Genomic DNA, 24,112 nt, shown 5'->3' on the forward strand with positions numbered 1-24,112 from the left:
ACTCGTTAAAGGTCAAGTGGTTCACGACTATTGACAGGGCCGCGACGGGCTTCCCATCATCTGGGGCATCACTACTCGACTAACACGAGTTAGGCCCCTGCATGACCGACTCGCATCCCACCCGCCGCACTCTTCTGCGGTACGGCGCCTACGGCGCGGGAGCCGCCGCGCTCGCCGGTACCGCCGCGAGCTGGGACCGGCTCACCGGAGCCGACATCCCCGGCCGCGACGACGGCTCGCTCGTCGTCGCCACGCTCGGACCCGCCTACGGACCCGAGGCCGTCCGCACGCTCACCGAGGGCTTCAGGCAGGTCCACCCCGACATCAAGCTGCGGATCAACGCCGTCCAGGCGGTCGACTGGTCCGACTTCTTCGCGAAGATCCTCACCCAGATCGCGGCGGGCACGGCCCCCGATCTGGTGTACGTCGCCACCGAGGGCGTGCAGCTGTTCGCGCAGCGCCTCGGAGTCCCGCTGGACGACTGGGTGAAGCGGGACGCCGAGGAGCTGCGCGAGTACTTCGCCGACGTCCATCCCTCGCTGGTGGAGTCGATGATGTACGAGGGGTCCCTCTACCAGTTGCCGGTCGAGTTCAACGCGGCCGACATGTACCTCAACCACCAGGTGATGAAGCGGGCCGGCGCGGGTTTTCCCGCGGCCGACTGGACCCGTGACGACTTCACCGCCCTGCTGCGGGACATGAAGGGGGCCAGTGGCTCCCAGTTCACCCCGTACTTCTGGACCAACCGGCTGTGGGGCGGCGTGGTGCCGTGGCTGTTCGCCAACGACACCAATCTGCTCGCCGAGTCCAAGGCGCCGGGCGGCGGCTGGCTGTGGGACGACTTCTACCCCGCCGCCGCGCGGGAGGGCCGCGGGGGCGGTTACCGGTGGACGACACCGCAGGCCACCGACGCGCGCGTGGAGGAGGCGTACGACTATCTCGCCTCCCTCGTCCAGGAGGGCCTGTGCACGCGGCCCGAGGGCGGCAACGGCCAGAACCTGATCGGCGTGTTCTCCACCGGCCGGGTCGGCGTCACGCCCGCGGGCGGCTTCTGGGCGGGCGGACTGCACCTGGCCGGCATGCAGGCGGACGCCTTCGACGTGCAGTACTTCCCGCGCCGGCACACCCAGCGCATGCAGTTCGGCGCCGCCGGCTACGCCCTGCTACGCACCTCGAAGCGGCAGGAGGAGGCCTGGGAGTTCATCAAGTACGCCTCCCGAAGAGACACCCTGACGCGGCTGTTCTCCACCAACCAGACCACGCCCGCACGCCGCTCGATGCTCACGGCCGAGCGGTACCGGGAGACGGGCCCGGAGCACTGGCCGGTCTTCTACGACACCCTCGACAAGTTCCCCGACACCGGGCCGATTCCCGCGCCGCCGCAGGTCGCCGAGGTCGAGCAGGTGCTGCTCAAGCACACCGGTACCGCACTGGCGTCCCGGCGCTCGGTGGGTCCCGCGCTGCGCCGGATGCAGAGCGATCTGGAGAAGGCCATGGAGCGTGACGTATGACGAACACTCAGATACCGGCCGTACGGCCGCAGTCGCCGGCCGCGCCGCCGGCCCCCGCGCCCCGGCGCTCGGCCCGCGACCGCGGCACCCGCCTGCTGGCCACGCTGTTCCTCGCGCCCACGATCGTCGGCATCGTCGTCTTCACGGTCGTCCCGATCGTCGGCTCGGTGGTGCTGAGCCTGTTCCACTGGAACGTCATCGACGACCCGAGCTTCGCCGGCGGAGCCAACTACCGCGAGGTCTTCACCGATTCGACGGTGCTGGTGTCCTTCGGCAACACGCTGGTGTTCATGGTGTTCGCGGTCGCGCTGCAACTGCTGATCGCGCTGGTGCTGGCCCTGGCGGTGAACGGGCGGATGCCGGTGTGGCTGCGGTCGGTGTTCCGGTCGGCGTTCTTCTTCCCGCTGGTGCTGTCGGCGGCGTCGATCTCGGTGGTGATGAAGTACCTGTTCAACCAGGACTTCGGGGTCGTGAACTGGCTGCTCGGGCTGGTCGGGGTCGCCCCGGTGCCCTGGCTGACGTCGGAGAACGCGGCCATGGCCACGGTGATCCTGGTCTATGTGTGGCAGCAGTTCGGGTTCTCGTTCCTGTTGTTCGTCGGCGGTCTGAACAACATCCCCAAGGAGATCCACGAGGCCGCCGCGCTCGACGGGGCGACCGGCCTGCGCAAGCACCTCGGCATCACCCTGCCGCTGCTGTCGCCCACCCTGCTGGTCGCGTCGGTGGTCGGCATCATCAACGCGCTGCAGGTCTTCGAGCAGCCCTACGTCCTCACCAACGGCGGTCCCGGCGACGCCACCCGCACCGTGGTGATGGTCATCTACGAGAGCGCGTTCGAGCAGCTCCGCTTCGGTGCGGCCTCGGCGGTGGGCGTCCTGCTGTTCGTGCTGATCATGGCGGTCACCGCCCTCCAGTTCCGGCTCAGCCGGCGTTTCGTCCACTACCAGTGAGCCGGTGACCTCCTCATGAGCCAAGCGACCCTCTCCCTCAGCCGCACCCGGCACTCCCTCGGGCCATGGGCCCGCGTCGCCGGCCTCGCGGTGTGCGCACTGCTGACCCTCGGCCCGGTCATCTGGACCGTCTCCACGTCCCTGCGCACCCCGGCCGAGGCGTTCGACCTGCCGCCGCGTCTCATCCCGACGAGCCCGTCCACGGAGGCGTACAGCGGGGTCTTCGACCAGATCGACGTCTGGCTGCTGGCGCTCAACTCGACGCTGGTGACCGCGCTGATCGCGGTGGGCCAGATGATCACGGCCGGCCTCGCCGGGTACGCCTTCGCCCGCCTCGAATTCCGTTTCAAGAAGCCGCTGTTCGGGCTGGTGCTGGCGACCATGATGGTGCCGCTCCAGGTCACGATCGTGCCGGTGTTCCTGGTACTGAAGTCGATGGGCCTGACCGACACCCTGCTCGGTCTGATCGTCCCGGCCTTCCCGACCGCGTTCGGGACCTTCCTGATGCGCCAGTACTTCCTGGGCATGCCCAAGGACCTCGGCGAGGCGGCGATGCTGGACGGCTGCGGACCCTGGCGGATCTTCCGGTCCGTGTACGCCCCGCTGGCCGCGCCCGGTCTCGCGATCGTCGGCGTGCTGGCCTTCAACTACCACTGGAACGAGTTCTTCCGCCCGCTGATCCTGGAGACCTCCGCCCAGAACTACACGTTGCCGCTGGGCCTGGTCTCCCTCCAGGGCAACCTCGGCACCGGCTCCATCTCGGTGGTGCTCGCCGGTGTCGTGCTGTCCATGATCCCCGCCGTCGCCGTGTTCGTCGTCGGTCAGCGCCCTCTCCGTGAGGGCATCACCTCCGCAGGAGTCAACCGTTGAGCCTCGCCGCTCGGTGCACGGACCCCGGCGCCCCGCGCTTCCGGGTCCGTCCCCCCGCCAACTGGATCAACGACCCGAACGGTCCCTTCCGTTGGCGGGGCCGCCACCACCTCTTCTACCAGCACAATCCCGACGCCCCGGTGCACGCGAACGTCCACTGGGGTCATGTCTCCAGCGCCGACCTGGTCCACTGGGAACACCATCCGATCGCGCTCACCCCGACACCGGGCGGCCCCGACGAGGCGGGCTGCTGGTCGGGCTGCGTGGTCGACGACGACGGTGTGCCGACGGCCGTCTACACGGGCGTCGACCGGCATCACACCGGCCTCGGCTCGATCTGTCTGGCGCGGGCCCTGATGCCGCAGGACGAGACCCTCACCGACTGGCGCCCTCTGCCCGCGCCGGTCGTGACCGGCCCGCCGGCCGGCCTGGACGTGGTGATGTTCCGCGACCCGTTCGTCTTCCGCAGCGGCGGGCGCCGTTGGGCGCTGGTCGGCGCCGGACACGCGGACGGCACGCCGTCGGTGCTGCTGTACGACTGCGACGACCTGAACGACTGGCGGTTCGCCGGAGTGCTGCTCGACGGCAACGACCCCGTGGCCGCGCACGCGTTCGGCGGCGGGGCGGTGGGCTGGGAGTGCCCGCAGCTGCTGCGGGCGGCGGACGGCACCTGGGTGCTGGTGCTGTCGCTGTGGGACGGAAGCCCCAGCAGCACCGGCTATCTGACGGGACGTCTGGTTCCGGGCGGCGAGGACGGGTTGCGCTTCGAGGCCCGCGCCGGAGGGCGGCTCGACCACGGCCGGGACTTCTACGCGCCCGCCGTGCTCCAGGAGCCCGACCGGGCGTTGCTGTGGGGCTGGTCCTGGGAGGCGCGGGAACAGGCGGAGGTCGACCGCGCGGGCTGGGCCGGCGTCCTGACGGCGCCGCGCGTGGTGGACGTGCATCCCGACGGTGCCCTGCGCCTCCTGCCGGCGCCGGAACTGCAACTGCTGCGGGCCGCCGAGCCGTTCGTGTCGGCGGCGGGTCGGGTGGCCGTGGTGCCGGAGGCGTACGACCTGACGGTGACCGCGTCCGGCCGCACCCGTGTGCGGCTGCTGCGGTCCGCCTCGGGCGCGGAGCTGACGGTGCTGCTGGACCCGGGCGCGGGCACGGTGACGCTCGACCGGGGTGACTGGCCGCGCGGCGGGTCCGGGGAAGCGGGGCCGATCGTCGTGCGTGCGCCGGCCGACCAGGTGCGGATCCTCGTCGACGGGTCGCTGTTCGAGTTGTTCGTGGGCGACCGGGCGATGGTCACCGAGCGGGTCTACCGACGACCGGACGACGTGCCCGAGCTGCTCGTGACCGGCGCCGGGGCCGCGGTCAGCGCCTGGGAGCTGGTCCCACCGACGCACGGCTGACCACCGGACAGGCCAGACGCCGTACCGTCGCGGGCGGCGTCCGGCCCGTGTCGATGGCGTCCAGGAGCAGACGTGCCGCGGCGTCGCCCATCTCCCGGTGCGGCAGGGCGACGGTGGTCAGGGGCGGGGTGAGGAACGCGGCCATGTGTTCCTGGTCGTCGTAGCCGACCACCGACAGCTCGCCGGGGACGGCGATGCCGAGCCGGGACGCGGCGTGCAGGACGCCCGCCGCGACCCGGTCGTTGTAGCAGAAGATCCCGGTGGGGCGCCGGTCGGCGGGCACGCCGTCCAGGACGCGCGTCGCGCCCTCGTAGCCGCCGGAGATCTCGCCGCCGGTGCGCACGACCCACTCCTTGGGCACGCTGATCCCCTCGGCGCGCAGCGCGTCCCGGAAGCCGCGCAGGCGGTCGACGGAGGCGATGTCGTCCTGGCCGCCGACCATGGCGACCTGGCGGTGCCCGGCGTCCAGCAGCAGCCGGGCCGCCGTACGGCCGCCCGCGCGCTCGGCGGGGATGACGGCGGGCAGGGAGTCGTCCTCGGGCAGGCAGTTGGCGAGGACGGAGTGGGTGCGGTGCAGGCCCTCGGGGACGCGGACCCGGCGCAGCGACATGGCGGCGTAGATGATGCCGTCCACACGCCGGTCCAGGAGCTCGGCGACGGCCGCGTCCTCCTTGGCCGCGTCGCCGCCCGAGTCGATGGTGAGCACGAGGTGCTCGCTGTCCCAGGCGGTCTCCATGGCGCCGCGCAGCAGCCGTCCCGCGAACGGTGAGGAGGCGATCTCGTCGGTGACCAGGCCGATCACGGCCGTACGGCGGCGGCGCAGGCCGCGGGCGACGGGGTCGGGGCGGTAGCCGAGCTCGGCGGCGGCGCGGCGGATCCGCTCCTGGGTGGCGGGCGAGAGATTGCCCTCGGCGCGCCCGTTGAAGACGAAGGAGACGGCCGTGTGGGACACCCCGGCGAGCCGGGCGACGTCCCGTGACGTCGGACGTCCGGATCCCGTCGCCTGCTTCTCCTCGGTGCCGCCCATCCTGTCGCCCGCCCTCATCCCCCACCTGTCCGGTTGATCAATCCTCACCCTATCCGTGACGCTGGGTGTACGGCACAGTCGAGGGAAGGTCCGACAGTGATCAGCATTCCGCTGCACACGCTCAACGACGGCACGACGATCCCCGGCATCGGCCTGGGCACCTGGCCGATGGACGACGCCCAGGCGGAGGAGGCGGTGGCAGACGCCCTGGATCTGGGCTACCGCCTCGTCGACACCGCGACGAACTACCGCAACGAGACGGGCGTCGGCCGTGGAATCGCCGCGAGCGGCGTTCCGCGCGAGGAGGTGGTGGTGACGACGAAGCTCCCGGGCCGCCACCACGGTTACGAGGAGACCCTCGCCTCCTTCGAGGAGTCCCGGCGCCGCCTGGACCTCGCGTACGTCGACCTGTATCTGATCCACTGGCCGCTCCCCCGGGTCGACAGGTACGTCGACTCCTGGCGGGCCATGATCAAGCTCCGCGAGGAAGGTCTGGTCCGGTCGATCGGCGTCTCCAACTTCACGCCCGAGCACATCGAACGGCTGGAGCGGGAGACGGGGGTCCTGCCGTCCGTGAACCAGATCGAGCTGCACCCGCTGTTCCCGCAGGACGAGCTGCGCGCCTTCCACGAGGGCAAGGGCATCGTGACCGAGAGCTGGAGCCCGCTGGGGCGCGGCTCCGACCTCCTGGACGACCCGGTCGTCAAGGGCATCGCCGAGTCCCTGAAGGTGACGCCCGGCCAGGTCGTCCTGCGCTGGCACACCCAGCTGGGCGCGCTGCCCATCCCCAAGTCGGCGGACCGGGAGAGGCAGCGCGCGAACCTCGACGTCTTCGGCTTCACGCTGGACGCCACGCAGCTGGCGGCCGTCGCCGACCGGGCTCATCGCCGGCTCGGCGGGGACCCGCGGGTGCACGAGGAGTTCTGAGCCGGCCGCGGGCGCCGGGGCCGGGACCCGGCGCCCGCGGTACGCGAGCGTCGTCGCGGGGTACCCGGGGACGCTCGGGAAGGAGGCGCTCGTGGGAGAGCGGGACCGGCTGCGGCAGTATCGCGGCAAACGTGACTTCGACCGGACGCGTGAGCCGGAGGGGCGCGGTGCCGCCCCGGGCGGGGAACCCAGGTTCGTGGTGCAGATCCATGACGCCCGGACTCTGCACTTCGACTTCCGGCTCCAGGTGGACGACGTGCTGAAATCCTGGTCGGTGCCGAAGGGGCCGTCCGGTGACCCCGGGGACAAGCGGCTGGCGATGCCCACCGAGGATCACCCGCTGGAGTACGAGGACTTCGAGGGCGTGATCCCGAAGGGCGAGTACGGCGGCGGCACGGTGATCGTCTGGGACACCGGGACGTACGAGCCGCTCAGTCACGACCGGGCGGGGCGGCCCGTCGACTTCGACGAGTCGCTGGAGCACGGTCATGCCACGTTCCGGCTGAGCGGCTCGAAACTCCGTGGTGAGTACGCCCTGACCCGGTTCCGCGAGGGCGGGGACGGTGAGCGGGAGGCCTGGTTGCTGGTGAAGGCCGGCAGGAGCGGGGCGCGCGGGCACGGCACGCCCGATCCGCACCGGGCCCGTTCGGTACGCACCGGGCGGACGCTCGCCCAGGTCGCCGCGGACGACGACGAGGGATGACGTCCCTCCCCGTACGGGAACGTCGCCGCCCCCGCTGCTCGTTCGAGTGATCAGAGCGGCGGCAGCGGCTGTTCCGCCCAGATCGTCTTGCCGCTGCCGGTCTGACGGCTGCCCCAGCGCTGGGTGAGCTGCGCGACCAGCAGCAGTCCGCGTCCGCCCTCGTCGTAGGCGTGGGCCCGGCGCAGATGCGGCGAGGTCGAACTGCCGTCGGAGACCTCGCAGATGAGGGTGCGGTCGCGGATCAGCCGGAGCTGGATGGGCGGTGCGCCGTACCGGATGGCGTTGGTGACGAGTTCGCTGACGACGAGTTCGGTGACGAAGGCCGCCTCGTCCAGCCCCCACGCGGTGAGCTGGTCCGTGGCCGCCTGCCGGGTGGCCGCCACGTGCTCGGGGTCGGGCGGTACGTCCCACGTGGCGATGCGGTCGGCGCCCAGGGCCCGGGTACGGGCTAGCAGCAGGGCCACGTCGTCGCTCGGGTCCTCCGGCAGGACGGCCTTGAGCACGCCGTCGCACAGCGCGTCGAGGGTCTCGGCCGGCGCGGTCAGCGCCCGGCACAGCTCGGCGGTGGCGTGGTCGATGTCCCGGTCCCGGTCCTCGATGAGACCGTCCGTGTACAGGGCGACCAGTGCACCCTCGGGCAGTTCGATCTCCATGGCCTCGAAGGGCAGTCCCCCTACTCCGAGGGGCGGACCGGCGTTCATCTCGACGACGTGCGCGGAGCCGTCGGGCAGGACCACGGCAGGCGGCGGATGGCCGGCGGCGGCCAGGCCGAGACGGCGCGTGACGGGGTCGTACACGGAGTACAGGCAGGTGGCGCCGAGTTCGGCGACCTCGTCGGAGTCGTCGCCGGCGAGATGGGTGACGAGGTCGTCGAGGTGGGTGAGGAGTTCGTCGGGCGGCAGGTCGACGTCGGCGAGGGTGCGGACGGCCGTGCACAGGCGGCCCATGGTGGCCGACGAGGGGATGCCGTGGCCGACGACGTCGCCGACGACGAGGGCGACCCGGCTGCCCGACAGGGGAATCACGTCGAACCAGTCGCCGCCGATGCCGGCCTGCGACCCGGACGGCCGGTAGCGGTGGGCCACCTCGACGGCCGCCTGTCCGGACAGTCCGCGCGGGAGCAGATTGTGCTGGAGGGCCAGCGCGGTGGTGCGTTCGCGGGCGAAACGGCGGGCGTTGTCGATGCAGACGGCGGCTCGGCTCGCGAGTTCCTCGGCGAAGACGGTGTCGTCGGGGCCGTAGTCGTCCGACTGTCTGATGCGCACGGCCACGGCGACGCCGAGTGTGGTGCCGCGGGCCCGCAGCGGCACCGCCATCATCGAGTGGGCGCCGACGCGGTGGCGCCGGCCGGCCGGGCCGCGGGCGTTGCGTTCCGCGATCCACCGCATGAACGCGGGCTCGCCGGCCTGGCTCTGGACCACCCGGCCTTCGAGGATCGCGCGGGCCGGCGGTGAGAACGGCGGGTACACGTCCACCTCGCCGAGGTGGACGGCGGCCTCCGGGGTGCCCTCGGTGCCGGAGCCGTGGGCGACCCGGCGCAGGGCGATGTCGGTGCCGGTGAGCGCGGGGGGCTCGTCCGCGTCCAGGACCCAGTCGAAGAGGTCCACGCTGGCGAAGTCGGCGAACCGGGGCACCACGATCCCGATCAGTTCCTCGGCGGTGCGCACCACGTCCAGGGTCGTGCCGATGGCGGCGGAGGCCTCGTTCAGCAGGGCGAGGCGCTCACGGGCCCAGTACTGGTCGGAGCTGTCGAACGCCGCGAGAGCGGTGCCCACGACATCACCGGCGGTGTCCCGCACCGGCCACATCTCGATGCTCCAGGCGTGATCCCGGTTCAGGGCCGGGGCGCCGGTGAAGCTCTCGTAGCGGACCGGGGTGCCCGTCTCGGAGACCTGGCGCAGATGCCAGTGGAAGCCTCGGCTGTGCCGGGCGTCCTCCACGGTCTCGGGGAAGGGCCGGCCGATCAGCGCCTCCTCCGAGACGCCCATGACCTGGCAGGCGGCGTCGTTGAGCCGCACATAACGCTGCTCGGTGTCGAAGACCGACATCGACATCGACGCCTGCTCGAAGGCCACCGCGCCCAGGTCCGGCTCGCGTGCGCCCGGCGGCTCCCCGGTGACGATGAAGCCGTCGGGTGTGCCGTCCGCGCCCAGCACGGCGTGCGCGCGCACCGCCACGGGCACCGGTGAACCGTCGCTGTGGCGCACCAGCACGCGGCCCGCGAGCGCGGCGACCGCCGCGGGCTCCGGTTCCTCCGCGAGCAGGTCCCGCGCGGGCCGCCCCACCACCTCCTCGGCGGTGCGGCCGGTCAGCCGCCGGGCACCCTCGCTCCACCCCTTCACCACACCCTGGGCATCGAGGACCGCAGCGGCGGAGACGCGCTCCATGTCGTCCAGCATGAGTCCTGCACCGCACCGCATCAACCGCGACGTCCGGGTGCCGCGCCCGCGCCGCGCGGGCGCTCACCCCCGCCGGCCGCGTTACCGGGCGCTCACTTGCGCAGCGCGGCCAGGGCCCGGTCGGCGTGGGTGTTCATCCTCAGTTCGCTGCGGACGACCTCCAGGACCGTGCGGTCCTGACCGATCACGAAGGTGACCCGCTTGGTGGGTGCCAGCGAGAAGCCGCGCGTCACGCCGAACCGCTCGCGGATCGTGCCGTCCGCGTCGGACAGCAGCGGCATGCCGAGGGTGTGGCGCGTGGCGAACTCCTGCTGCCGTTCGACGGCGTCCCCGCTGATGCCCACGGGCCGCGCGCCGACCGCGGCGAACTCGGCGGCGAGATCACGGAAGTGGCAGGCCTCCGCGGTACAGCCGGCGGTGAGCGCGGCGGGGTAGAAGAAGAGCACCACCGGTCCCTCGGCGAGCAGCTCGGTGAGGCTGCGCCCGGTGCCGGTCTCGTCCGGCAGGGTGAAGTCCTCGACCTTGTCGCCGACCTTCAGCTGTGCGCTCATGCCCGTCCCTCCGCGTTCCTGGCCACGCCGCGTGCCCACAGCACGAGCGGGATCTGCAACGGCAGCCGCCCGAGTGCGACGGCCTTCTGCTGCGCGGGGCGGTCGCGCCAGTCGACGGCCATCTTCACGTTCGCCGGGAACACGCCGACGAAGAAGGCCGCGGCGGCGAGCGCGGCCGGCTTGCGGGTGCGCGGCAGTGCCAGTCCGGCCGCGAGCGCGAGTTCGGCGACGCCGCTGACGTGCGTCCAGGTCCGGGGCCTGCCCGGCAGGGAGCGCGGTACGAGGGCGTCGAACTGGCGGGGGACGGCGAAGTGGGCGACCCCCGCCGTGGCCAGCAGGCCGGCGAGCAGCAGGGGCGAGCGTTGGGACCGGGGCACGGATCCTCCTTGGATGGCCTGCCGCCGGATGCTACCGGAGGGTAGGTCTCCGGTCGTCATCCGCCCCGTCCGTTCATCGGCCCTGCTACACGCGGCGGTTGTGCGTTCCGGGGGTGTATCCGAAGGAACGCCGGAAGACGTCGATGAAGGCGCTGGCGGAGGACCAGCCGCAGCGGTGGGCGACCGTCGTGACGGGGGTGTCCTCGGCGAGCAGCCGCAGCGCGTGGTAGAGGCGTGACTGGGTGCGCCATTGCGGGAAGGTCATGCCGAACTCCTGGCGGAAGAGCCGGCTGAGGGTGCGCTCTCCTGCCCCGGTGGCGGCGCCCAGCGCGGCGAGGGTGCGCGGGTCGCCGGGGTCGGCGTGGACGAGCGCGCAGACGGCGGCCAGGCGCGGATCGGTGGCGGTGGGCAGGCGCAGGGGCTGCTGGGGTGAGGCGCGCAGCTGGTCACGCAGGACGGCGAGCAGGCGGTGGCGTTCGGGGCTGTCGTCGTCGGGGTCGCGGGTGTAGGCGAGGATCAGCTCGCGCAGGAGCGGGCCGACGGCGAGAACGGTGGGGGCGTCCAGGCCGAGCGGGTTGTCGTCGGCGGGCAGACCGACCAGGTGCAGATCGAGGTGGCCGTGGGCGCGGTGGGCGTGCGCGGTGCCCGCGGGGACCCAGATGGCGCGGTTGCCGGGCGCGAACCAGGTACCCGCGTCGGTCGTGACGGCGAGGACGCCGGAGCCGGCGTAGACGATCTGGTGGTCGTCGTGCCGGTGCGCGTCGATGCGTTCCCCGGCGGTGAGGACCTTGGCGCGGGTGGGCGCGGTCGGTGTGTGGCGGATGTTCGACACACTTCGGCAGATTATCGGAAGCGAGCCAGGAGCGGGCGCGGCGACGATCGCAGGGTGTCCGAGAAACGCGATCGAGCCATCACGCTGATGTCACTGGGCCACGCCTGCGTGGACGTCTACCAGGGCGCCGTCGCCGCCTTGGTCCCCTTCCTCGTCGCCGAGCGCGCCTACAGCTACGCGGCTGCCTCCGGCGTCGTACTCGCCGCCTCCCTGCTGTCCTCGGTGGTGCAGCCGCTGTTCGGAGCGCTCACCGACCGTCGTCCGATGCCCTGGCTGCTGCCGCTGAGCGCGCTGACGGGCGGTGCGGGGGTGGCGCTGAGCGGTGTCACGGACTCCTACGCGCTGACGCTCGCGGTGGTGGCCGTGTCCGGGGTCGGCGTCGCCGCCTACCACCCGGAGGCGGCACGCGCGGCCCGCGCCGCGTCGCGGGGCAGCCATACGGCGATGGGCTGGTTCTCGCTCGGCGGCAACGTCGGCTTCGCGCTGGCACCGCTGCTGGTCGCGGCGGTGGTCGCCACCGGCGGCCTGGACGCCTCTCCGCTGCTGGTCGTTCCGGCCGTCGCGGGAGCGGCCCTGTGCGCGGCGGCCGTGCGCTCGGCCGGGGGCCGCCGTGCCGCCGGATCCGGGAGCGGGGGCGCGGGCACGGACGACTGGCCGTCGTTCCTGCGGCTGTCCGGCGCCATCGTGTGCCGGTCGATCGTGTTCGTCGGCCTGAGCGCCTTCGTCTCGCTGTACGTCCGTCAGCGCACCGGCGGCGGTGACCTGGCCGGCACGGCCGCGCTGTTCGTGCTGTACACGGGCGGGGCGTTCGGGACCGTGGCCGGCGGCCGGCTGGCCGAGCGCTACGGACGGCTCACGGTCGTCCGCCAGGCGTACACACTGTCCGTCCTCGCGGTCACCGGCATCGTCCTCGTACCCGGTCCCGCGGTGTACCTGTTCGTCGCGCTCACCTCGGCGGGCCTGTACATCCCCTTCTCCCTGCACATCACCCTCGGCCAGGACTACCTGCCCCGCCGGGTCGGCACCGCGAGCGGGGTGACCCTGGGCCTGGCCGTGAGCGCGGGCGGCCTCGCGACCCCGGCCCTCGGCGCCCTGGCCGACGCCACGTCCCTGGCCACGGCCCTGACCCCCCTCATCGCCCTACCGGCACTGGGCCGCCTACTCCTGACCGGCCTCCAAGAACCGACGCCACCTCACCCCACCCACGCGGCCCGCCACGCCCAGCCGAACAAAACCACCGACGGCTCGACAACCGCCTAGGGGCGCGGGGAACCGCGCGCCCCACCACGACACGGCCCGCTGACAACCGGACAACCCCCATACCCGACCGAGCAAGACCAGCAACGGCTCGACAACCCCCAAGGGGCGCGGGGAACTGCGCGACCGACCACCACGCGGCCCGCAGACGGGACCCGACGGTCAGACCGTCCCGGCCGACGCCTCAGGCCACTGCCGCTGCTCGCCGTCCTCGTCACTCGCGTGAGCGAGAAAGTCATCCACCATGCGATGAAACAACGTGGCCAGCTCCCGCAACTCCTCAGGCGCCCAGTCCGCCAGCGCGAGCTGCATCCCGCGAGCCCCCGCGTCCCGGACCCGGGCGATGGCCTGCCGCCCGGCCTCGGTCAGCTCGATCCGCTGGGCGCGCCGGTCCTGCGGGTCCGGGACACGCGTGACGTACCCGGACTTCTGCAACTGCTGCACCGTCCGCGTGACATGCGACGCCTCCACACCCAGCCGCGCCGCCAGCTCCCCGGGCCGCAGCGGCTCCGTGTCGGCGACCTGCCGCAGCAGCGCCACGGCCGCCCGGTCCAGCGGCACCCCGGCCAGCGCCATCAGCCGTTCGTGCTGCCGGGCCCGCGTACTCAGATAGGTGATCCGGGAGAGCGCGCGCTCGATCTCGACCACTTCCGGGGAGGGACCGCCGGGGAGTTCGGGGAGCGGTGTGGTGGACATGCATTCCACTTTACCATCTCATTGCGTAACTCAATTAATTTGCCACCGCATCGATCCGCATCGCCTCCTGCCAACTCGCTCCGGTGGCGATGGCCCGGCGCCAGTGCCGCAGCACCCTGGGCGCCACCCCCACCGCGAGCGCCCCGGTCACCCGTCCCCCACTGCGGTACGCGGCGACGAACCGCCGCTCGGCGGGATCGCCCTCCACCACGGCCACCTCGTCGTGACCGCGCAGGTACCCGTGCGCCTGGATCCTCATGTCGTACTGGTCGGACCAGAAGTACGGCACCGGTGCGAACGGCCTGCGCGCCTCGGGGCGCAGCAGGTTCCGGGCGGCCGCCATGCCCTGCTCGGCGGCGTTGGTGCGGTGCTCGACGCGCATCGCCCGGCCGAACAGCGGGTTGAACCAGCGGGCGACGTCCCCGGCGGCGTACACCCCGGGCCCGGCCTCGCAGTACGCGTCGCAGACGACCCCGTCGGCGACGCCCAGTCCGCTGCCGGCGAGCCAGTCGGTGTTGGGCAGTGAGCCGACGGCGGTCAACACCTCGTCGCCCTCGACGAGTTCACCGTCGGCCAGCCGCACCCGGCGCCCGGTCACCTCCGTCACGGTGACCCCGCAGCGCAGCGTCACGCCCCGTTCCCGATGGGCGTCCGTCAGCATCTCGCCGACCCGCGTGCCGACGGCGTGGGCGAGCGGCACGGGAGCGGGCTCCAGGAGGGTGACCTCGCAGCCGAGCCGCCGGGCGACCGCGGCGGCCTCGGCCCCGAGGAACCCGGCCCCGACCACGACGAGCCGCCTGCCCGGCACCAGCCGGTCCCGCAGCCGCACCGCGTCGTCGAGGGTGCGCAGCACATGCCCGCCCTCCCCGGGCAGCCGGCGCGGACGGACCCCGGTGGCGATGATCAGGCCGTCGTACGGCACCGTCGAGCCGTCACCCAGCTCCACCTCGGCGTCCGCGAGCCGCAGTCCGGTCGCGGGGACGCCGAGCCGCAGGTCGAGTCCGAGTCCGGCGAGGTCGTCGGGGGCGCGCAGGTCCAGCCGGCCGGGTTCCCACTCGCCGGACAGGAGTTGCTTGGACAGCGGCGGGCGGTCGTACGGGGCGCGCGGTTCGTCGCCGACGAGGGTGAGGGTGCCGTCGTAGCCCTCGCGGCGGAGCGTCTCGGCCGCCGCGAGTCCGGCGGCCGAGGCACCCACGACGACGATCCGCCTCACTGGTCGACCAGCCGGATCGCGGCGGCCGGGCAGATCGCCACGGCTTCGCGGACGTCGTCCAGGTGTTCGGCGGCGGGCCGCTCGTCGAGCAGGATCGCGATGCCGTCGTCGTCCTGGTCGAACACCTCCGTCGCGGCGAACACGCACTGCCCGGACGCGACGCACTTGTCGGCTTCCAGCTCCACCTTCATGATGCGGTTTCCCTTCCTCTGACGTGGGTGTGGTTCGTGGTGCGCGGGTGAGGAACGGTCACCAGGACACGGGCAGTTCGTGTACGCCGTAGATGAACGCGTCGGTCTTGAAGCGGACGTCCTGAAGGTCGCCGGCCAGCCGCAGCGTGGGGATGCGCCGGTAGAGGGTGCCGTAGACGACCTGGAGCTCCATGCGGGCCAGCGGCTGACCCAGGCACTGGTGGACGCCGAAGCCGAAGGCGACGTGCCGGCGGGCGTCGCGGGTGATGTCGAGGCGGTCGGGGTCGGCGAAGACCTCGGGGTCGCGGTTGCCGATCTCGTTGGCCATGATGACGCCCTCGCCGGCCCTGATCACCTGGCCCGCGATCTCGATGTCCTCGGTCACCGCCCGGCGCCGGCCGAGGTGGGTGATGTGCAGGTAGCGCAGGAGTTCCTCGACCGCGCGGACGACGACCTCCGGGTCGTCCCCCTCGCGCAGGAGGGCGAGCTGGTCGGGGTGCTGGAGCAGGGCGAGGGTGCCGAGCGCGATCATGTTCGCGGTGGTCTCGTGGCCGGCGATCAGCAGGAGCAGCGCCATCTCGGTCGCCTGCTGGTGGGTGAGTTCACCGGCGGTGACGCGGCCCGCGATGCCGGACAGCAGATCGTCCCCGGGCTCGGCGATCCGCTTGCCCACGAGCCCGGCGAGGTAGCCCGCGACCTCACGGCTCGCCGCGCCGCGCTCCTCGGGTGTGGCGGTCGTGCGGACCATGGTCCTGGTGTGCTCCTGGAAGAAGTCGTGCTCCTCGTAGGGCACGCCCAGCAGCTCGCAGATGACCAGGGACGGGATCGGCAGGGCGAACACGTCCACCAGGTCGACCGGGGCGGGGCCGGCCAGCATGTCGTCGATCAGGCCGTCCACGATGCGCTGCACGGCCGGCCGCAGGGCCTCGACCTTCTTGACGGCGAACGGCGCGGTGACCATCCGGCGCAGCCGCGCGTGTTCGGGGTCGTCCATCATGATGAAGCTGAGCTTGCCCTCGCCCGCCTCGGGACTGGCCTTGGTGGGGTAGCCGGGCCGGTCGGTGTCGGCGCTGACGCGCGGGTCGCCCAGCAGGGCGCGCTGCTCGGCGTACCGGGTCACGAGCCAGGACTCGCTGCCGTCCCACAGCCGCACCTTGGCGAGCGGGCCCTGCTGCTGAAGGTCCTTCAGCGCGGGCGGCGGGTCGAAGGGACAGCGGGACTGCCTGGGCATGGGGAACTCGGGAACGGCGTCCGGTGCCTCGGACGTGCGACCGGTGAGGGTGTCGACCATGGTTCACCTCGGCTGTGGGGGGCGGCTTCGATGAGCACATGCAAACAGAGCGGTCTGACGCCTTCCGGTCAGTTTCCTGACAGGAGACTGACGTGGCGCGGATCACACGGCTGCCCTCGGCCGGCGCTCACCGAAGCCGCTTCGGGGGCCGCTCACGCCGCGGGATCTCAGACGGCCGGGTCGGCCCCGCCCAGCCAGTAGCCGAAGCCGCGACGCGTGTGGATCAGCGCCGGGGCGTCCCGGTCCACCTTGCGGCGCAGCCGGGAGACGAGCTGCTCGATGGCGTTGTCGCCGCGGTGCTCGCCCCAGACGCAGCGTCCGATCTGTTCCTTGGAGAGCACCCGGTGGGCGTTGACCAGGAGATGGCGCAGCAGCCGGTACTCCGCGGGCGTGAGGTCCAGCGCCCGCGCCCCGCGTCGCGCCCGGCACACGGTGTCGTCCAGGACGAGGTCGCCGTAGTGCAGCGGGTTGCGCCTGGCCCGGCCGGGGCGGGCGTCGCGCAGCAGGACCTGGATCCGGGCGAGGACCTCGGCCACCCGGAAGGGCTTGGTGACGTAGTCCCGTCTTCCCGGGCCGAGTTCGGGCACGAGCCGGTCCAGGGAGTCGTACCCGGTGAGCAGCAGGACCGGCGGGCGGTACGGCAGCTCGGGCCGCCGCTCCCGGTCGAAGGCGCCCTGGTCGGGTACGTCGGTGTCGAAGACGACCAGGTCGAAGCGTCGTTCGGCGACGCGCGCCACGGCCTCGGCGCCGGTGCCGGTCAGGCTGATCCGGTACCCCGCCAACTCCAGGGTGGTGGCGAGGAGTTCGGCGAGGTCGGGATCGCCGGCGGCCACCAGCAGGTGCTGGCCCGCCCCACGCGCCAGGGCCGGCCGTTCGTCGAGCCCCGGGCGCCGTGCGGTCACCGGGCACCCCGTCCGCCGCGTGTCGCTGTCACGGTCGCCCTCCTTCGCGTGGTGGCCTCAGCGGCCCGGGGTGACGGGTGCCAGCCACATGCCGAGGACGGCGTCGGTGACGCCGGTGGCGGCGTCGTCCCAGGTGGCGCGGGGCGTGGGGATGTGCTCGGCGAGGCCGCGTTCACGCTCGGCGGCGACGTGGACGATCAGATGACGGACCATTTCCCCGCGTTCGGCGCGGACCTCGGCCGGGAGGTCGGGCAGGCACCGGTTCAGGCCGTCGATGATCGTCTGGAGGGACGGGGAGGTGAGGGCCTCCTCAACCATGATCCGGTGCAGCGCCGGGTCGGCGACGACCTGGGCGCAGAACCGCGCGTACCAGGTGGGGCTGCCGAGCGCGGCGAGATGTTCCAGCGAGGGGCGGACCAGGCAGTCCACCCAGCCGCGTACGTCGTCCGGGTCCGTCAGGTCGGCGAGCAGGCGGGCGCGGATCTCCTCGATGCGTGTCGAGTGCCGGCGGACGATGGCCCGCACGAGGTCGGTCTTGGTGCCGAAGTGGTAGCCGACGGCGGTGTTGTTGCCCTGTCCGGCGGCTTCGCTGACCTGGCGGTTGGAGACCGCGTACACACCGTGTTCGGCGAAGAGCCGCTCGGCCGCCGTCAGGAGCAGTTCCCGGGTCGCGCCCGCCTGTTCCTCCCGCACTGTCCTGCCTGCCATGTTCACCACCGCACCGGGACTTCGCACCGCACGCCGGCGACCAGTCCCTCGAGCCGCCACGGTTTCGCCTCCCTACAATCTAAGTCACTTGATTGAACGGGGTGCGAGCACGGTCGCGCGGGCGACACTCGCGGCCCGGGCGACGGGCCGTCCTGCTCGGGGATGACCTGGGCGGGGCGCATACTGCGATCCGAGTAGGGGCGAATGTCGGCATACGGACGACGACGTGGCGGGCCTCTGCCGCGAGGCTGAGTACCCACCCATGATCCGGAGCCGGAAGAAACACCACCCATGACCATCCGTGTACTGCTCGCCGACGACCAGGCCCTGCTGCGGGCCACCTTCCGGATCCTGATCGACTCCTGCCCGGACATGGAGGTGGTCGCCGAGGCCACCGACGGCATCGAGGCCGTCGAGCTCGCCCGGGCGCACCACCCCGACCTGGTCCTGATGGACATCCGCATGCCCGGCACCGACGGGCTCGCCGCCACCTCCGTGATCTGCGCCGACCCGGACCTGACGGCGGTGCGGGTGCTGATCCTGACCACGTTCGAGATCGACGAGTACGTCGCGCAGGCGCTGCGGGCCGGGGCGAGCGGCTTCCTCGGCAAGGACGTCACCGCGGACGTGCTGCTCGACGGCATCCGCACGGTGGCCGCCGGCGAGTCCCTGCTCTCCGCCACCGCGACCCGCACCCTGATCACCCGGTTCCTGTCCTCCCCCGCCGAGAGCGCCCAGTCGGCCGCTCCGGAGCACCTGGCCGCCCTCACCGCCCGCGAGCGGGAGGTCATGGCCTGGGTGGCCGAGGGGCACTCCAACGAGGAGATCGCCGGGAAGCTGTACGTGAGCCCGCTGACCGTACGCACCCATGTGCATCGCGCCATGACGAAGCTGGGCGCCCGCGACCGTGCCCAACTCGTCGTCATGGCCTATCAGTCGGGCCTCGTGCGGGCCGTTCCGCCGAACGGGGGCGAGTGATCAGCCGCCCGCCGTTCAGGGGAAATCGGCGGCCGGTGCGCGTGGCGACGGGCGGGCGTGTCGAGAACTGACCCGTGAGCCTGCCGCTGATCCCTCCGATGCTCGCCACTTCCGGCAAACTCCCGCCCACCGCCCAGGACGCGCGCTGGGCCTACGAGACCAAGCAGGACGGCCAGCGCGCCGTGGTCTATCTGGCGGGCGACGGCACCCTGCTGCTGCGCGCCCGTTCGGGCGAGGACATCACGGCCGCCTACCCCGAGCTGCTGCCGCTGGGCGACGCGCTCGGCAGCACGCCCGCCGTGCTGGACGGGGAGATCCTGGCCCTCGACGAACACGGGCGCGCCGACTTCCAGTTGCTCCAGTCCCGGATGGGGCTCGCGCACTCGCCCGCGCGGGCCGCCCGGATGGCCGCGCGGACGCCCGCGCATCTGGTGCTGTTCGACGTGATGCACCTGGCGGGACACTCCCTGCTGAAGGTCCCGTACTCCCGGCGGCGCGGACGGCTGGAGGACCTCGGCCTCGACGGGCCGTTCTGGTCGACGCCCGGCGCCGTGGTGGGACATGGCGCACAGGCGCTGGCGGCCACCCGGGACCACGGCCTGGAGGGACTGGTCTGCAAGCGGCTGGACTCGCTCTACGAGCCCGGGGTGCGGTCCCGCGCCTGGGTGAAGATCCGCAACATGCACAGCGAGGACGTCGTCGTCGGCGGCTGGCTGCCCGGCAAGGGCCGGCTCACCGGTCTGCCGGGCGCGCTGCTGGTGGGGCAGTTCGCGGCGGACCGCCGGCTGCGGTACATCGGCGGTGTGGGCACCGGCTGGAGCGAGGCGGAGCGGACCGAGCTGGCCGAGCTGCTGCGGGCCGTCGCGACGCAGGGGTGCCCCTTCGATCCGGTGCCCCGGGTGGCGGGCGCGCACTGGGTCCTGCCCCGGCTGGTGGGCGAGGTGCGCTACAGCGTCCGTACCCGGTCGGGGATGCTGCGCCAGCCGTCCTGGCTGCGGCTGCGGCCGGACCTGACGCCGGAGGAGTCGGCGGCCTGGCTGCCGGAGGACAGCGCCTGACGGGGTTTCGGGCCGGGGCCGAGACCCGCCCGCCCCTGCTCACGCCGGCCGGCGAGGTCCAAGGCGCCCTGCCCGGGCGCCAATTGTTGTGCTGATCGTTACCAGTGGTACGCCCGTGCCACTTGGCACCGATGTGAAACGCCGGGATCCTGAACTCCCCATCCCCCCATAGCCGTTGGGCTGCGCCGTTCCAGGAGGAGGACGCAGTGGCGTCACAGTCGTTCCGCACCCACAGCAAGAGATGGCTCACCGGGCTCGCCGGTGCCGCCGCCCTTGTCATCGCTTTCCCCAGCGCCGCATTCGCCGCACCGCCCGGGGCCCTGCCAGGCAACGCCGAGTCGGCGGAGCGGACGTTCCAGCCGGCCTTCGACTACGACACGGACGGGTGCTACTCCACCCCGGCCATCGGGCCGGACGGCACCGTCAACGGCGGTCTCAACCCGACCGGCGCGCTCAACGGCCAGTGCCGGGACGCCTCGGACCTCGACAACACCAACAGCTACTCGCGCTACAAGTGCAACAACGGCTGGTGCGCATACCTCTACGGCCTGTACTTCGAGAAGGACCAGGCGATATCGGGCAGCAGCATCGGCGGGCACCGGCACGACTGGGAGCACGTCGTGGTGTGGGTGCAGAACAACGCCGTGCAGTACGTGTCGACGTCCAACCACGGCTCGTTCACGGTGCACGCGGCGTCCTCGGTGCGCTTCGACGGCACGCACGCCAAGATCGTCTACCACAAGGACGGCATCAGCACGCACTGCTTCCGGCTGGCGAACTCCAACGACGAGCCGCCGGAGAACCACAAGGGCACCTGGCAGTACCCGCCGCTGGTCGGCTGGAACGGCTACCCGGCGGGCGTGCGCGACAAGCTCGTCGCGTACAACTTCGGCAGCGCCAACTTCGGCCTGAAGGACGGCAGCTTCGCGTCCCATCTGTCGTCGGCGAAGCCGTCCGGGATCTCCTTCGACCCCAACGCCTGATCCTCGGGCCGCGCGGTCAAGGCGCCCCTGGTCCGACGTCCCCCTGCACGAGGGCGTCGCCCAGGGGCGTTCGCGCGTACAGGACGTAGTGGCCCTGGCGCCGTGAATCCAGCAGGCCGGCCGCCCGCAGCGCGGCGAGGTGCGCGGACACGGTCGACGGGGCCAGGGCGTGACGGCGGGCCAGGTCCGTCGTCGAGGAGGGTGCGGCGAGAGCCGTGAGGACGGCCGCGCGCTGGTGGCCGAGCAGCCGGGCGAGCGCTCGCGGCGGGCGCGGCGGCGGCGGGTCGTGCAGGCGGCCCATGCCACGGGCGGGGTAGATGACCGTCGGCTGCCAGGGCCGGGCGAAGCCGCTGACGACGTCCGGCCACACGAACACGCTCGGCATGAGCAGCACTCCCCTGCCGTCCGGGCGCTGGGCGTCGGCCGGTTCGTCGTAGCGGCGCAGGGTGAGGGTGTGGTCGGACCAGTCGACCGCCGGGTGCAGGCCGGTGAGCAGGGCGTCGAGGCCGCCGTCGGCCGCCCGGCGCGAGCGGTGCGCGATGTCCGCCTCCAGCACGGCCCGGTGGCGCGGCCAGTCCGGGGCGAGCAGCGCGTGCCAGGCCCGTTCCGTGAGGTCGGCCAGGCGCCGCACGGTGGCGGCGGGGTCGTCGAGGGCGGACCGGCCCTGCGGTGAGCCGGCGAGTCCCGGGACGCAGGCCAGGGAGCGGGCCATCTCCGCGTGGGCCAGCGCCGGGTCGGTGGCGCGCATCCTCGCCAGCTCGTCCTCGAAGGAGGGGTACGGGTCGTCCGGGGGTGCGCCCAGGAAGTCGGGGGTGTAGCCGCCCGCGGGTGGGACGAACAGCCACAGAGGAGTCAGGTCGAGGCCGGCGAGCGTACGCCGCATGCGGCGCAGCCATGCGCGGTGGTAGCCGTGCCGGGTGGGCCGGCGCAGCATCCGCAGCGCCTCGTGGGTCTGGCACAGCGGCGAGATCGCGAACCGGCAGCGCGTGAGGTCGTCGGTGCCGAGGTGCAGGGCGAGCGGCATGGCGACCCCCGTCGTGAGCGGTGATTCGTCCTGGACCGAAAGAGTAGAGCGGGCCGCTCGCGGCCCCGCACGCTGGCCCCGGCTCCCCTGTCGGAAAGGCGGTCGGATGGGCGGCACATCTCCGGCTCCGTGGCGGCGCGTCGCCGTCGTCGCGGCGCTGATGCTGGCGGCGTTCACCTTCAACACCACCGAGAACCTGCCGGTCGGGCTGCTCGCACTGATGGCGGACGACCTGCGGGTGTCGCTCGCCGCGGTGGGCGCCCTGGTCACCGGGTACGGCCTGACCGTGGCGGCCGCCTCGCTGCCGTTGGTGCGGGTCACCCGGTCGGTGCCGCGCCGGTACCTGCTCGCCGGGATCCTGGCCTTGCTCGCCGCGGCGAGCTGGGTGTCGGCGCTGGGCGGGGTGTCGTACGGGGTGCTGCTGGCGGCGCGGGTGGCGACGGCGACGGCGCAGGCGGTGTTCTGGGCGGTGACGGGGCCGGTCGCGGTCGGCATGTTCCCGCCCGAGCGCCGGGGACGCGTGATCGGGGCGCTGTCCGTCGGCGGTTCCCTGGCCACGGTGGCCGGCGTGCCGGCCGGGACCTGGCTGGGCGGGCACACCGGCTGGCGCACTCCCTTCCTCCTGCTCGGGGTGCTCGCGCTCGTCTCGCTGGTGACGATCGCCGCGCTGCTGCCGACGTCCCGCCCGCAGGACGGTCATGCCGCGTACGGGGCCGCCCCGGACCGGCGCGGTTTCCGCGTGGTGCTGACGGTGACCGCCCTGTCGGTGACCGGGGCCTTCGCCGGGTTCACGTACGTCGTCGCGTTCCTGGACGAGGTGAGCGGGTTCGGCGCGGGCGCGGTCAGCGCGGTGCTGTTCGCGTTCGGCGGGGCGGCGCTGGCGGGCGTCGCGGTGGCCGGGCCGCTCCTCGACCGCTTCCCGCGGGCCACGCTGACCGTGCCGGTGGCGGCCCAGGCGGTGGCGCTGCTCGGGCTGTGGGCGTCCGGCCCCGTCCAGGCGGCGAGCGTGGCGCTGATCATGGTGCTGGGCGCGTCGGTCGCGACCGTCTTCATGGCGACCCAGAACCACATGCTCCGGGTGGCGCCGGGCCGGACCGAGACCGCTCTCGCGGCCAACTCGGCCGCCTACAACGTGGGTATCGCCGCCGGCGCTCTGCTCGGGGGCGCGCTGCTGCCCGTGGCCGGGGTGCGGGGTACGTTCCTGATCGGTGGGCTGTGCTCGGTGGCGGCGCTGATGGTACAGACCCGGCGGGAGCGGGCGCGGGGTGGTGCGGGAATCGGGCGGTGGCGTACGGGCGCGGACTTCTGACGGTCTATCGTGGCGGCATGTCCGTCCCAGAACTGATCCGTATCGTCTCCCGCGACTCGCCGATGGCGCTCGCCCAAGTGGAGCGTGTCCGCGCCGAGTTGGCGGCCCTGCACCCCGGTGTGCGCACCGAGGTCGTGCCCGTGAAGACGACCGGTGACAAGTGGATGGGCGACCTGGCCCAGGTCGAGGGCAAGGGCGCGTTCACCAAGGAGGTGGACGCCGCACTGCTGGCGGGCGAGGCCGATCTCGCCGTGCACTGCGTGAAGGACATCCCGGCCGACCGGCCGCTGCCCGCGGGGACGACGTTCGCCGCGTTCCTGAAGCGGGACGACGTCCGCGACGCCCTGATCCACCCCGGCGGGCTCACGCTGGACGAGCTGCCGGCCGGTACCCGGATCGGCACCTCCTCGGTGCGCCGGGTCGCGCAGCTGGCTGCCACCCACCCGCACCTGGAGTGCGTGCCCTTCCGCGGCAACGCCAACCGGCGGCTGGAGAAGCTCGCGGCCGGCGAGGCGGACGCGCTGCTGCTCGCGGTGGCCGGCCTGGAGCGCATCGGCCGCACCGACGTGATCAGCGAGATCCTCTCCCCCGAGGTGATGATGCCGCCGATCGGAGCCGGCATCCTCGCGCTCCAGTGCCGCGAGGGCGACGCCGAGCTCATCGACGTCGTCAGCGGCCTCGGCGACCCGGACACCTACCGGGAGGCCACCGCGGAGCGCATGTTCCTGCATGTTCTCCAGGGCCACTGCAACAGCCCGATCTCCGGGTACGCGCGCGTCGACGGCGGCGGGGAACTGTCGCTGCGGGCCTGTGTGTTCACGCCGGACGGAAAGACGCGGCTGAACGCCCACGAGTGGGCGGGACGCCTGGACCCGGCCACGCTGGGTACGTCGGTCGCGGTGGCGCTGCTGCGTCAGGGCGCCCGCGAGATCATCGACGGCATCCCGCACTGAACCGG

24 protein-coding genes are annotated in these 24,112 nt (G+C 72.8%); 12 read left to right on the top strand and 12 right to left on the bottom strand.

Going from position 1 to position 24,112, the window contains the following annotated elements:
• The first annotated feature begins 101 nt into the window (after positions 1 to 101).
• The 4 genes from ACGFW6_RS09155 to ACGFW6_RS09170 are packed head-to-tail and all read left to right on the top strand — an operon-like array spanning position 102 to position 4,728.
• The gene (locus ACGFW6_RS09155; RefSeq protein ID WP_393506269.1) at positions 102 to 1,511 is read left to right on the top strand and encodes an extracellular solute-binding protein; all 1,410 of its coding nucleotides are present in this window, start codon (positions 102 to 104) and stop codon (positions 1,509 to 1,511) included.
• Positions 1,508 to 2,461: a carbohydrate ABC transporter permease gene (locus ACGFW6_RS09160; protein ID WP_393506271.1), complete on the top strand. Its 954-nt coding sequence runs from the start codon at positions 1,508 to 1,510 to the stop codon at positions 2,459 to 2,461. The genes ACGFW6_RS09155 and ACGFW6_RS09160 overlap by 4 nt, the downstream gene beginning before the upstream one ends.
• Positions 2,462 to 2,476: 15 nt before the next feature.
• Complete coding sequence (locus tag ACGFW6_RS09165; RefSeq protein WP_393506273.1) at positions 2,477 to 3,331, top strand: carbohydrate ABC transporter permease; 855 nt, start codon at positions 2,477 to 2,479, stop codon at positions 3,329 to 3,331.
• Positions 3,328 to 4,728: a glycoside hydrolase family 32 protein gene (locus ACGFW6_RS09170; protein WP_393506275.1), complete on the top strand. Its 1,401-nt coding sequence runs from the start codon at positions 3,328 to 3,330 to the stop codon at positions 4,726 to 4,728. The genes ACGFW6_RS09165 and ACGFW6_RS09170 overlap by 4 nt, the downstream gene beginning before the upstream one ends.
• Here ACGFW6_RS09170 and ACGFW6_RS09175 read toward each other — a convergent pair.
• A complete protein-coding gene (locus tag ACGFW6_RS09175; protein ID WP_393506978.1) occupies positions 4,691 to 5,755 on the bottom strand; it encodes a LacI family DNA-binding transcriptional regulator in 1,065 nt (354 codons plus the stop codon). The genes ACGFW6_RS09170 and ACGFW6_RS09175 overlap by 38 nt on opposite strands.
• A gap of 96 nt (positions 5,756 to 5,851) precedes the next feature.
• Between ACGFW6_RS09175 and ACGFW6_RS09180 the strand changes: the two genes are divergently transcribed.
• Both ACGFW6_RS09180 and ACGFW6_RS09185 read left to right on the top strand, forming a co-directional pair.
• Complete coding sequence (locus ACGFW6_RS09180) at positions 5,852 to 6,682, top strand: aldo/keto reductase (RefSeq protein ID WP_393506277.1); 831 nt, start codon at positions 5,852 to 5,854, stop codon at positions 6,680 to 6,682.
• A gap of 91 nt (positions 6,683 to 6,773) precedes the next feature.
• Complete coding sequence (locus ACGFW6_RS09185) at positions 6,774 to 7,385, top strand: DNA polymerase ligase N-terminal domain-containing protein (RefSeq protein ID WP_393506279.1); 612 nt, start codon at positions 6,774 to 6,776, stop codon at positions 7,383 to 7,385.
• A 50-nt stretch (positions 7,386 to 7,435) separates the two neighbouring features.
• On the opposite strand, the gene ACGFW6_RS09190 is transcribed toward ACGFW6_RS09185, so the two are convergent.
• The 4 genes from ACGFW6_RS09190 to ACGFW6_RS09205 form a co-directional block, all read right to left on the bottom strand.
• The gene (locus ACGFW6_RS09190) at positions 7,436 to 9,772 is read right to left on the bottom strand and encodes a SpoIIE family protein phosphatase (RefSeq protein ID WP_393506980.1); all 2,337 of its coding nucleotides are present in this window, start codon (positions 9,770 to 9,772) and stop codon (positions 7,436 to 7,438) included.
• A gap of 104 nt (positions 9,773 to 9,876) precedes the next feature.
• Positions 9,877 to 10,335 carry a peroxiredoxin gene (locus tag ACGFW6_RS09195; protein WP_393506281.1) on the bottom strand — a complete coding sequence of 153 codons (459 nt, stop codon included), beginning with the start codon at positions 10,333 to 10,335 and terminating at the stop codon, positions 9,877 to 9,879.
• Entirely contained in the window at positions 10,332 to 10,712 is a 381-nt protein-coding gene (locus ACGFW6_RS09200; protein WP_393506283.1) for a DoxX family protein, read from the bottom strand. The genes ACGFW6_RS09195 and ACGFW6_RS09200 overlap by 4 nt, the downstream gene beginning before the upstream one ends.
• An 85-nt stretch (positions 10,713 to 10,797) precedes the next feature.
• Positions 10,798 to 11,544, bottom strand: coding sequence for an AraC family transcriptional regulator (locus tag ACGFW6_RS09205; protein WP_393506285.1), 747 nt, complete (start codon positions 11,542 to 11,544; stop codon positions 10,798 to 10,800).
• 87 nt (positions 11,545 to 11,631) lie between these two features.
• Here ACGFW6_RS09205 and ACGFW6_RS09210 point away from each other — a divergent pair, with 87 nt between their 5' ends.
• Positions 11,632 to 12,804 (top strand): MFS transporter, encoded by a 1,173-nt coding sequence (locus ACGFW6_RS09210; RefSeq protein WP_393506982.1) that lies wholly within the window; start codon positions 11,632 to 11,634, stop codon positions 12,802 to 12,804.
• A 159-nt stretch (positions 12,805 to 12,963) separates the two neighbouring features.
• On the opposite strand, the gene ACGFW6_RS09215 is transcribed toward ACGFW6_RS09210, so the two are convergent.
• The 6 genes from ACGFW6_RS09215 to ACGFW6_RS09240 form a co-directional block, all read right to left on the bottom strand.
• A complete protein-coding gene (locus ACGFW6_RS09215; protein WP_393506287.1) occupies positions 12,964 to 13,497 on the bottom strand; it encodes a MarR family winged helix-turn-helix transcriptional regulator in 534 nt (177 codons plus the stop codon).
• 34 nt (positions 13,498 to 13,531) lie between these two features.
• Positions 13,532 to 14,710 carry an NAD(P)/FAD-dependent oxidoreductase gene (locus ACGFW6_RS09220; protein WP_393506289.1) on the bottom strand — a complete coding sequence of 393 codons (1,179 nt, stop codon included), beginning with the start codon at positions 14,708 to 14,710 and terminating at the stop codon, positions 13,532 to 13,534.
• On the bottom strand, positions 14,707 to 14,901 hold the full coding sequence (locus tag ACGFW6_RS09225; protein ID WP_393506291.1) for a ferredoxin: 195 nt from the start codon (positions 14,899 to 14,901) through the stop codon (positions 14,707 to 14,709). Before ACGFW6_RS09225 ends, ACGFW6_RS09220 begins: the two co-directional genes overlap by 4 nt.
• 58 nt (positions 14,902 to 14,959) lie before the next feature.
• Positions 14,960 to 16,192, bottom strand: coding sequence for a cytochrome P450 (locus ACGFW6_RS09230; RefSeq protein ID WP_393506293.1), 1,233 nt, complete (start codon positions 16,190 to 16,192; stop codon positions 14,960 to 14,962).
• A gap of 167 nt (positions 16,193 to 16,359) precedes the next feature.
• Positions 16,360 to 17,094: a response regulator transcription factor gene (locus ACGFW6_RS09235; RefSeq protein ID WP_393506295.1), complete on the bottom strand. Its 735-nt coding sequence runs from the start codon at positions 17,092 to 17,094 to the stop codon at positions 16,360 to 16,362.
• Between the two features lie 57 nt (positions 17,095 to 17,151).
• Complete coding sequence (locus ACGFW6_RS09240) at positions 17,152 to 17,802, bottom strand: TetR/AcrR family transcriptional regulator (RefSeq protein ID WP_393506297.1); 651 nt, start codon at positions 17,800 to 17,802, stop codon at positions 17,152 to 17,154.
• Positions 17,803 to 18,093: 291 nt separating this feature from the next.
• Here ACGFW6_RS09240 and ACGFW6_RS09245 point away from each other — a divergent pair, with 291 nt between their 5' ends.
• The 3 genes from ACGFW6_RS09245 to ACGFW6_RS09255 all read left to right on the top strand — a co-directional run bounded on the left by ACGFW6_RS09245 (position 18,094) and on the right by ACGFW6_RS09255 (position 20,821).
• Positions 18,094 to 18,780, top strand: a complete 687-nt coding sequence (locus ACGFW6_RS09245; protein ID WP_393506299.1) for a response regulator — start codon at positions 18,094 to 18,096, stop codon at positions 18,778 to 18,780.
• 74 nt (positions 18,781 to 18,854) lie between these two features.
• Positions 18,855 to 19,838 (top strand): ATP-dependent DNA ligase, encoded by a 984-nt coding sequence (locus ACGFW6_RS09250; protein ID WP_393506301.1) that lies wholly within the window; start codon positions 18,855 to 18,857, stop codon positions 19,836 to 19,838.
• A gap of 206 nt (positions 19,839 to 20,044) precedes the next feature.
• A complete protein-coding gene (locus ACGFW6_RS09255) occupies positions 20,045 to 20,821 on the top strand; it encodes an NPP1 family protein (protein WP_393506303.1) in 777 nt (258 codons plus the stop codon).
• A 16-nt stretch (positions 20,822 to 20,837) separates the two neighbouring features.
• On the opposite strand, the gene ACGFW6_RS09260 is transcribed toward ACGFW6_RS09255, so the two are convergent.
• Positions 20,838 to 21,845, bottom strand: coding sequence for a DUF5937 family protein (locus tag ACGFW6_RS09260; protein WP_393506305.1), 1,008 nt, complete (start codon positions 21,843 to 21,845; stop codon positions 20,838 to 20,840).
• A 106-nt stretch (positions 21,846 to 21,951) separates the two neighbouring features.
• On the opposite strand from ACGFW6_RS09260, the gene ACGFW6_RS09265 reads away from it, so the two are divergent.
• Positions 21,952 to 23,154 carry an MFS transporter gene (locus tag ACGFW6_RS09265; protein WP_393506307.1) on the top strand — a complete coding sequence of 401 codons (1,203 nt, stop codon included), beginning with the start codon at positions 21,952 to 21,954 and terminating at the stop codon, positions 23,152 to 23,154.
• A 17-nt stretch (positions 23,155 to 23,171) separates the two neighbouring features.
• Positions 23,172 to 24,107, top strand: a complete 936-nt coding sequence (gene hemC, locus ACGFW6_RS09270) for a hydroxymethylbilane synthase (protein WP_393506309.1) — start codon at positions 23,172 to 23,174, stop codon at positions 24,105 to 24,107.
• The last annotated feature ends 5 nt before the right edge of the window (positions 24,108 to 24,112 follow it).

It is taken from the genome of Streptomyces sp. Y7, from assembly GCF_043195415.1.
Lineage (GTDB): Bacteria > Actinomycetota > Actinomycetes > Streptomycetales > Streptomycetaceae > Streptomyces.

Excerpts from the sequence above, each read along its gene's own strand:
- ACGFW6_RS09155 (WP_393506269.1), top strand. The coding sequence starts at position 102 with ATGACCGACTCGCATCCCACCCGCCGCACTCTTCTGCGGTACGGCGCC.
- ACGFW6_RS09160 (WP_393506271.1), top strand. The coding sequence starts at position 1,508 with ATGACGAACACTCAGATACCGGCCGTACGGCCGCAGTCGCCGGCCGCG.
- ACGFW6_RS09165 (WP_393506273.1), top strand. The coding sequence starts at position 2,477 with ATGAGCCAAGCGACCCTCTCCCTCAGCCGCACCCGGCACTCCCTCGGG.
- ACGFW6_RS09175 (WP_393506978.1), bottom strand. The coding sequence starts at position 5,755 with ATGGGCGGCACCGAGGAGAAGCAGGCGACGGGATCCGGACGTCCGACG.
- ACGFW6_RS09190 (WP_393506980.1), bottom strand. The coding sequence starts at position 9,772 with ATGGAGCGCGTCTCCGCCGCTGCGGTCCTCGATGCCCAGGGTGTGGTG.
- ACGFW6_RS09195 (WP_393506281.1), bottom strand. The coding sequence starts at position 10,335 with ATGAGCGCACAGCTGAAGGTCGGCGACAAGGTCGAGGACTTCACCCTG.
- ACGFW6_RS09210 (WP_393506982.1), top strand. The coding sequence starts at position 11,632 with ATGTCACTGGGCCACGCCTGCGTGGACGTCTACCAGGGCGCCGTCGCC.
- ACGFW6_RS09215 (WP_393506287.1), bottom strand. The coding sequence starts at position 13,497 with ATGTCCACCACACCGCTCCCCGAACTCCCCGGCGGTCCCTCCCCGGAA.
- ACGFW6_RS09225 (WP_393506291.1), bottom strand. The coding sequence starts at position 14,901 with ATGAAGGTGGAGCTGGAAGCCGACAAGTGCGTCGCGTCCGGGCAGTGC.
- ACGFW6_RS09230 (WP_393506293.1), bottom strand. The coding sequence starts at position 16,192 with ATGGTCGACACCCTCACCGGTCGCACGTCCGAGGCACCGGACGCCGTT.
- ACGFW6_RS09240 (WP_393506297.1), bottom strand. The coding sequence starts at position 17,802 with ATGGCAGGCAGGACAGTGCGGGAGGAACAGGCGGGCGCGACCCGGGAA.
- ACGFW6_RS09245 (WP_393506299.1), top strand. The coding sequence starts at position 18,094 with ATGACCATCCGTGTACTGCTCGCCGACGACCAGGCCCTGCTGCGGGCC.
- ACGFW6_RS09260 (WP_393506305.1), bottom strand. The coding sequence starts at position 21,845 with ATGCCGCTCGCCCTGCACCTCGGCACCGACGACCTCACGCGCTGCCGG.
- ACGFW6_RS09265 (WP_393506307.1), top strand. The coding sequence starts at position 21,952 with ATGGGCGGCACATCTCCGGCTCCGTGGCGGCGCGTCGCCGTCGTCGCG.
- hemC (WP_393506309.1), top strand. The coding sequence starts at position 23,172 with ATGTCCGTCCCAGAACTGATCCGTATCGTCTCCCGCGACTCGCCGATG.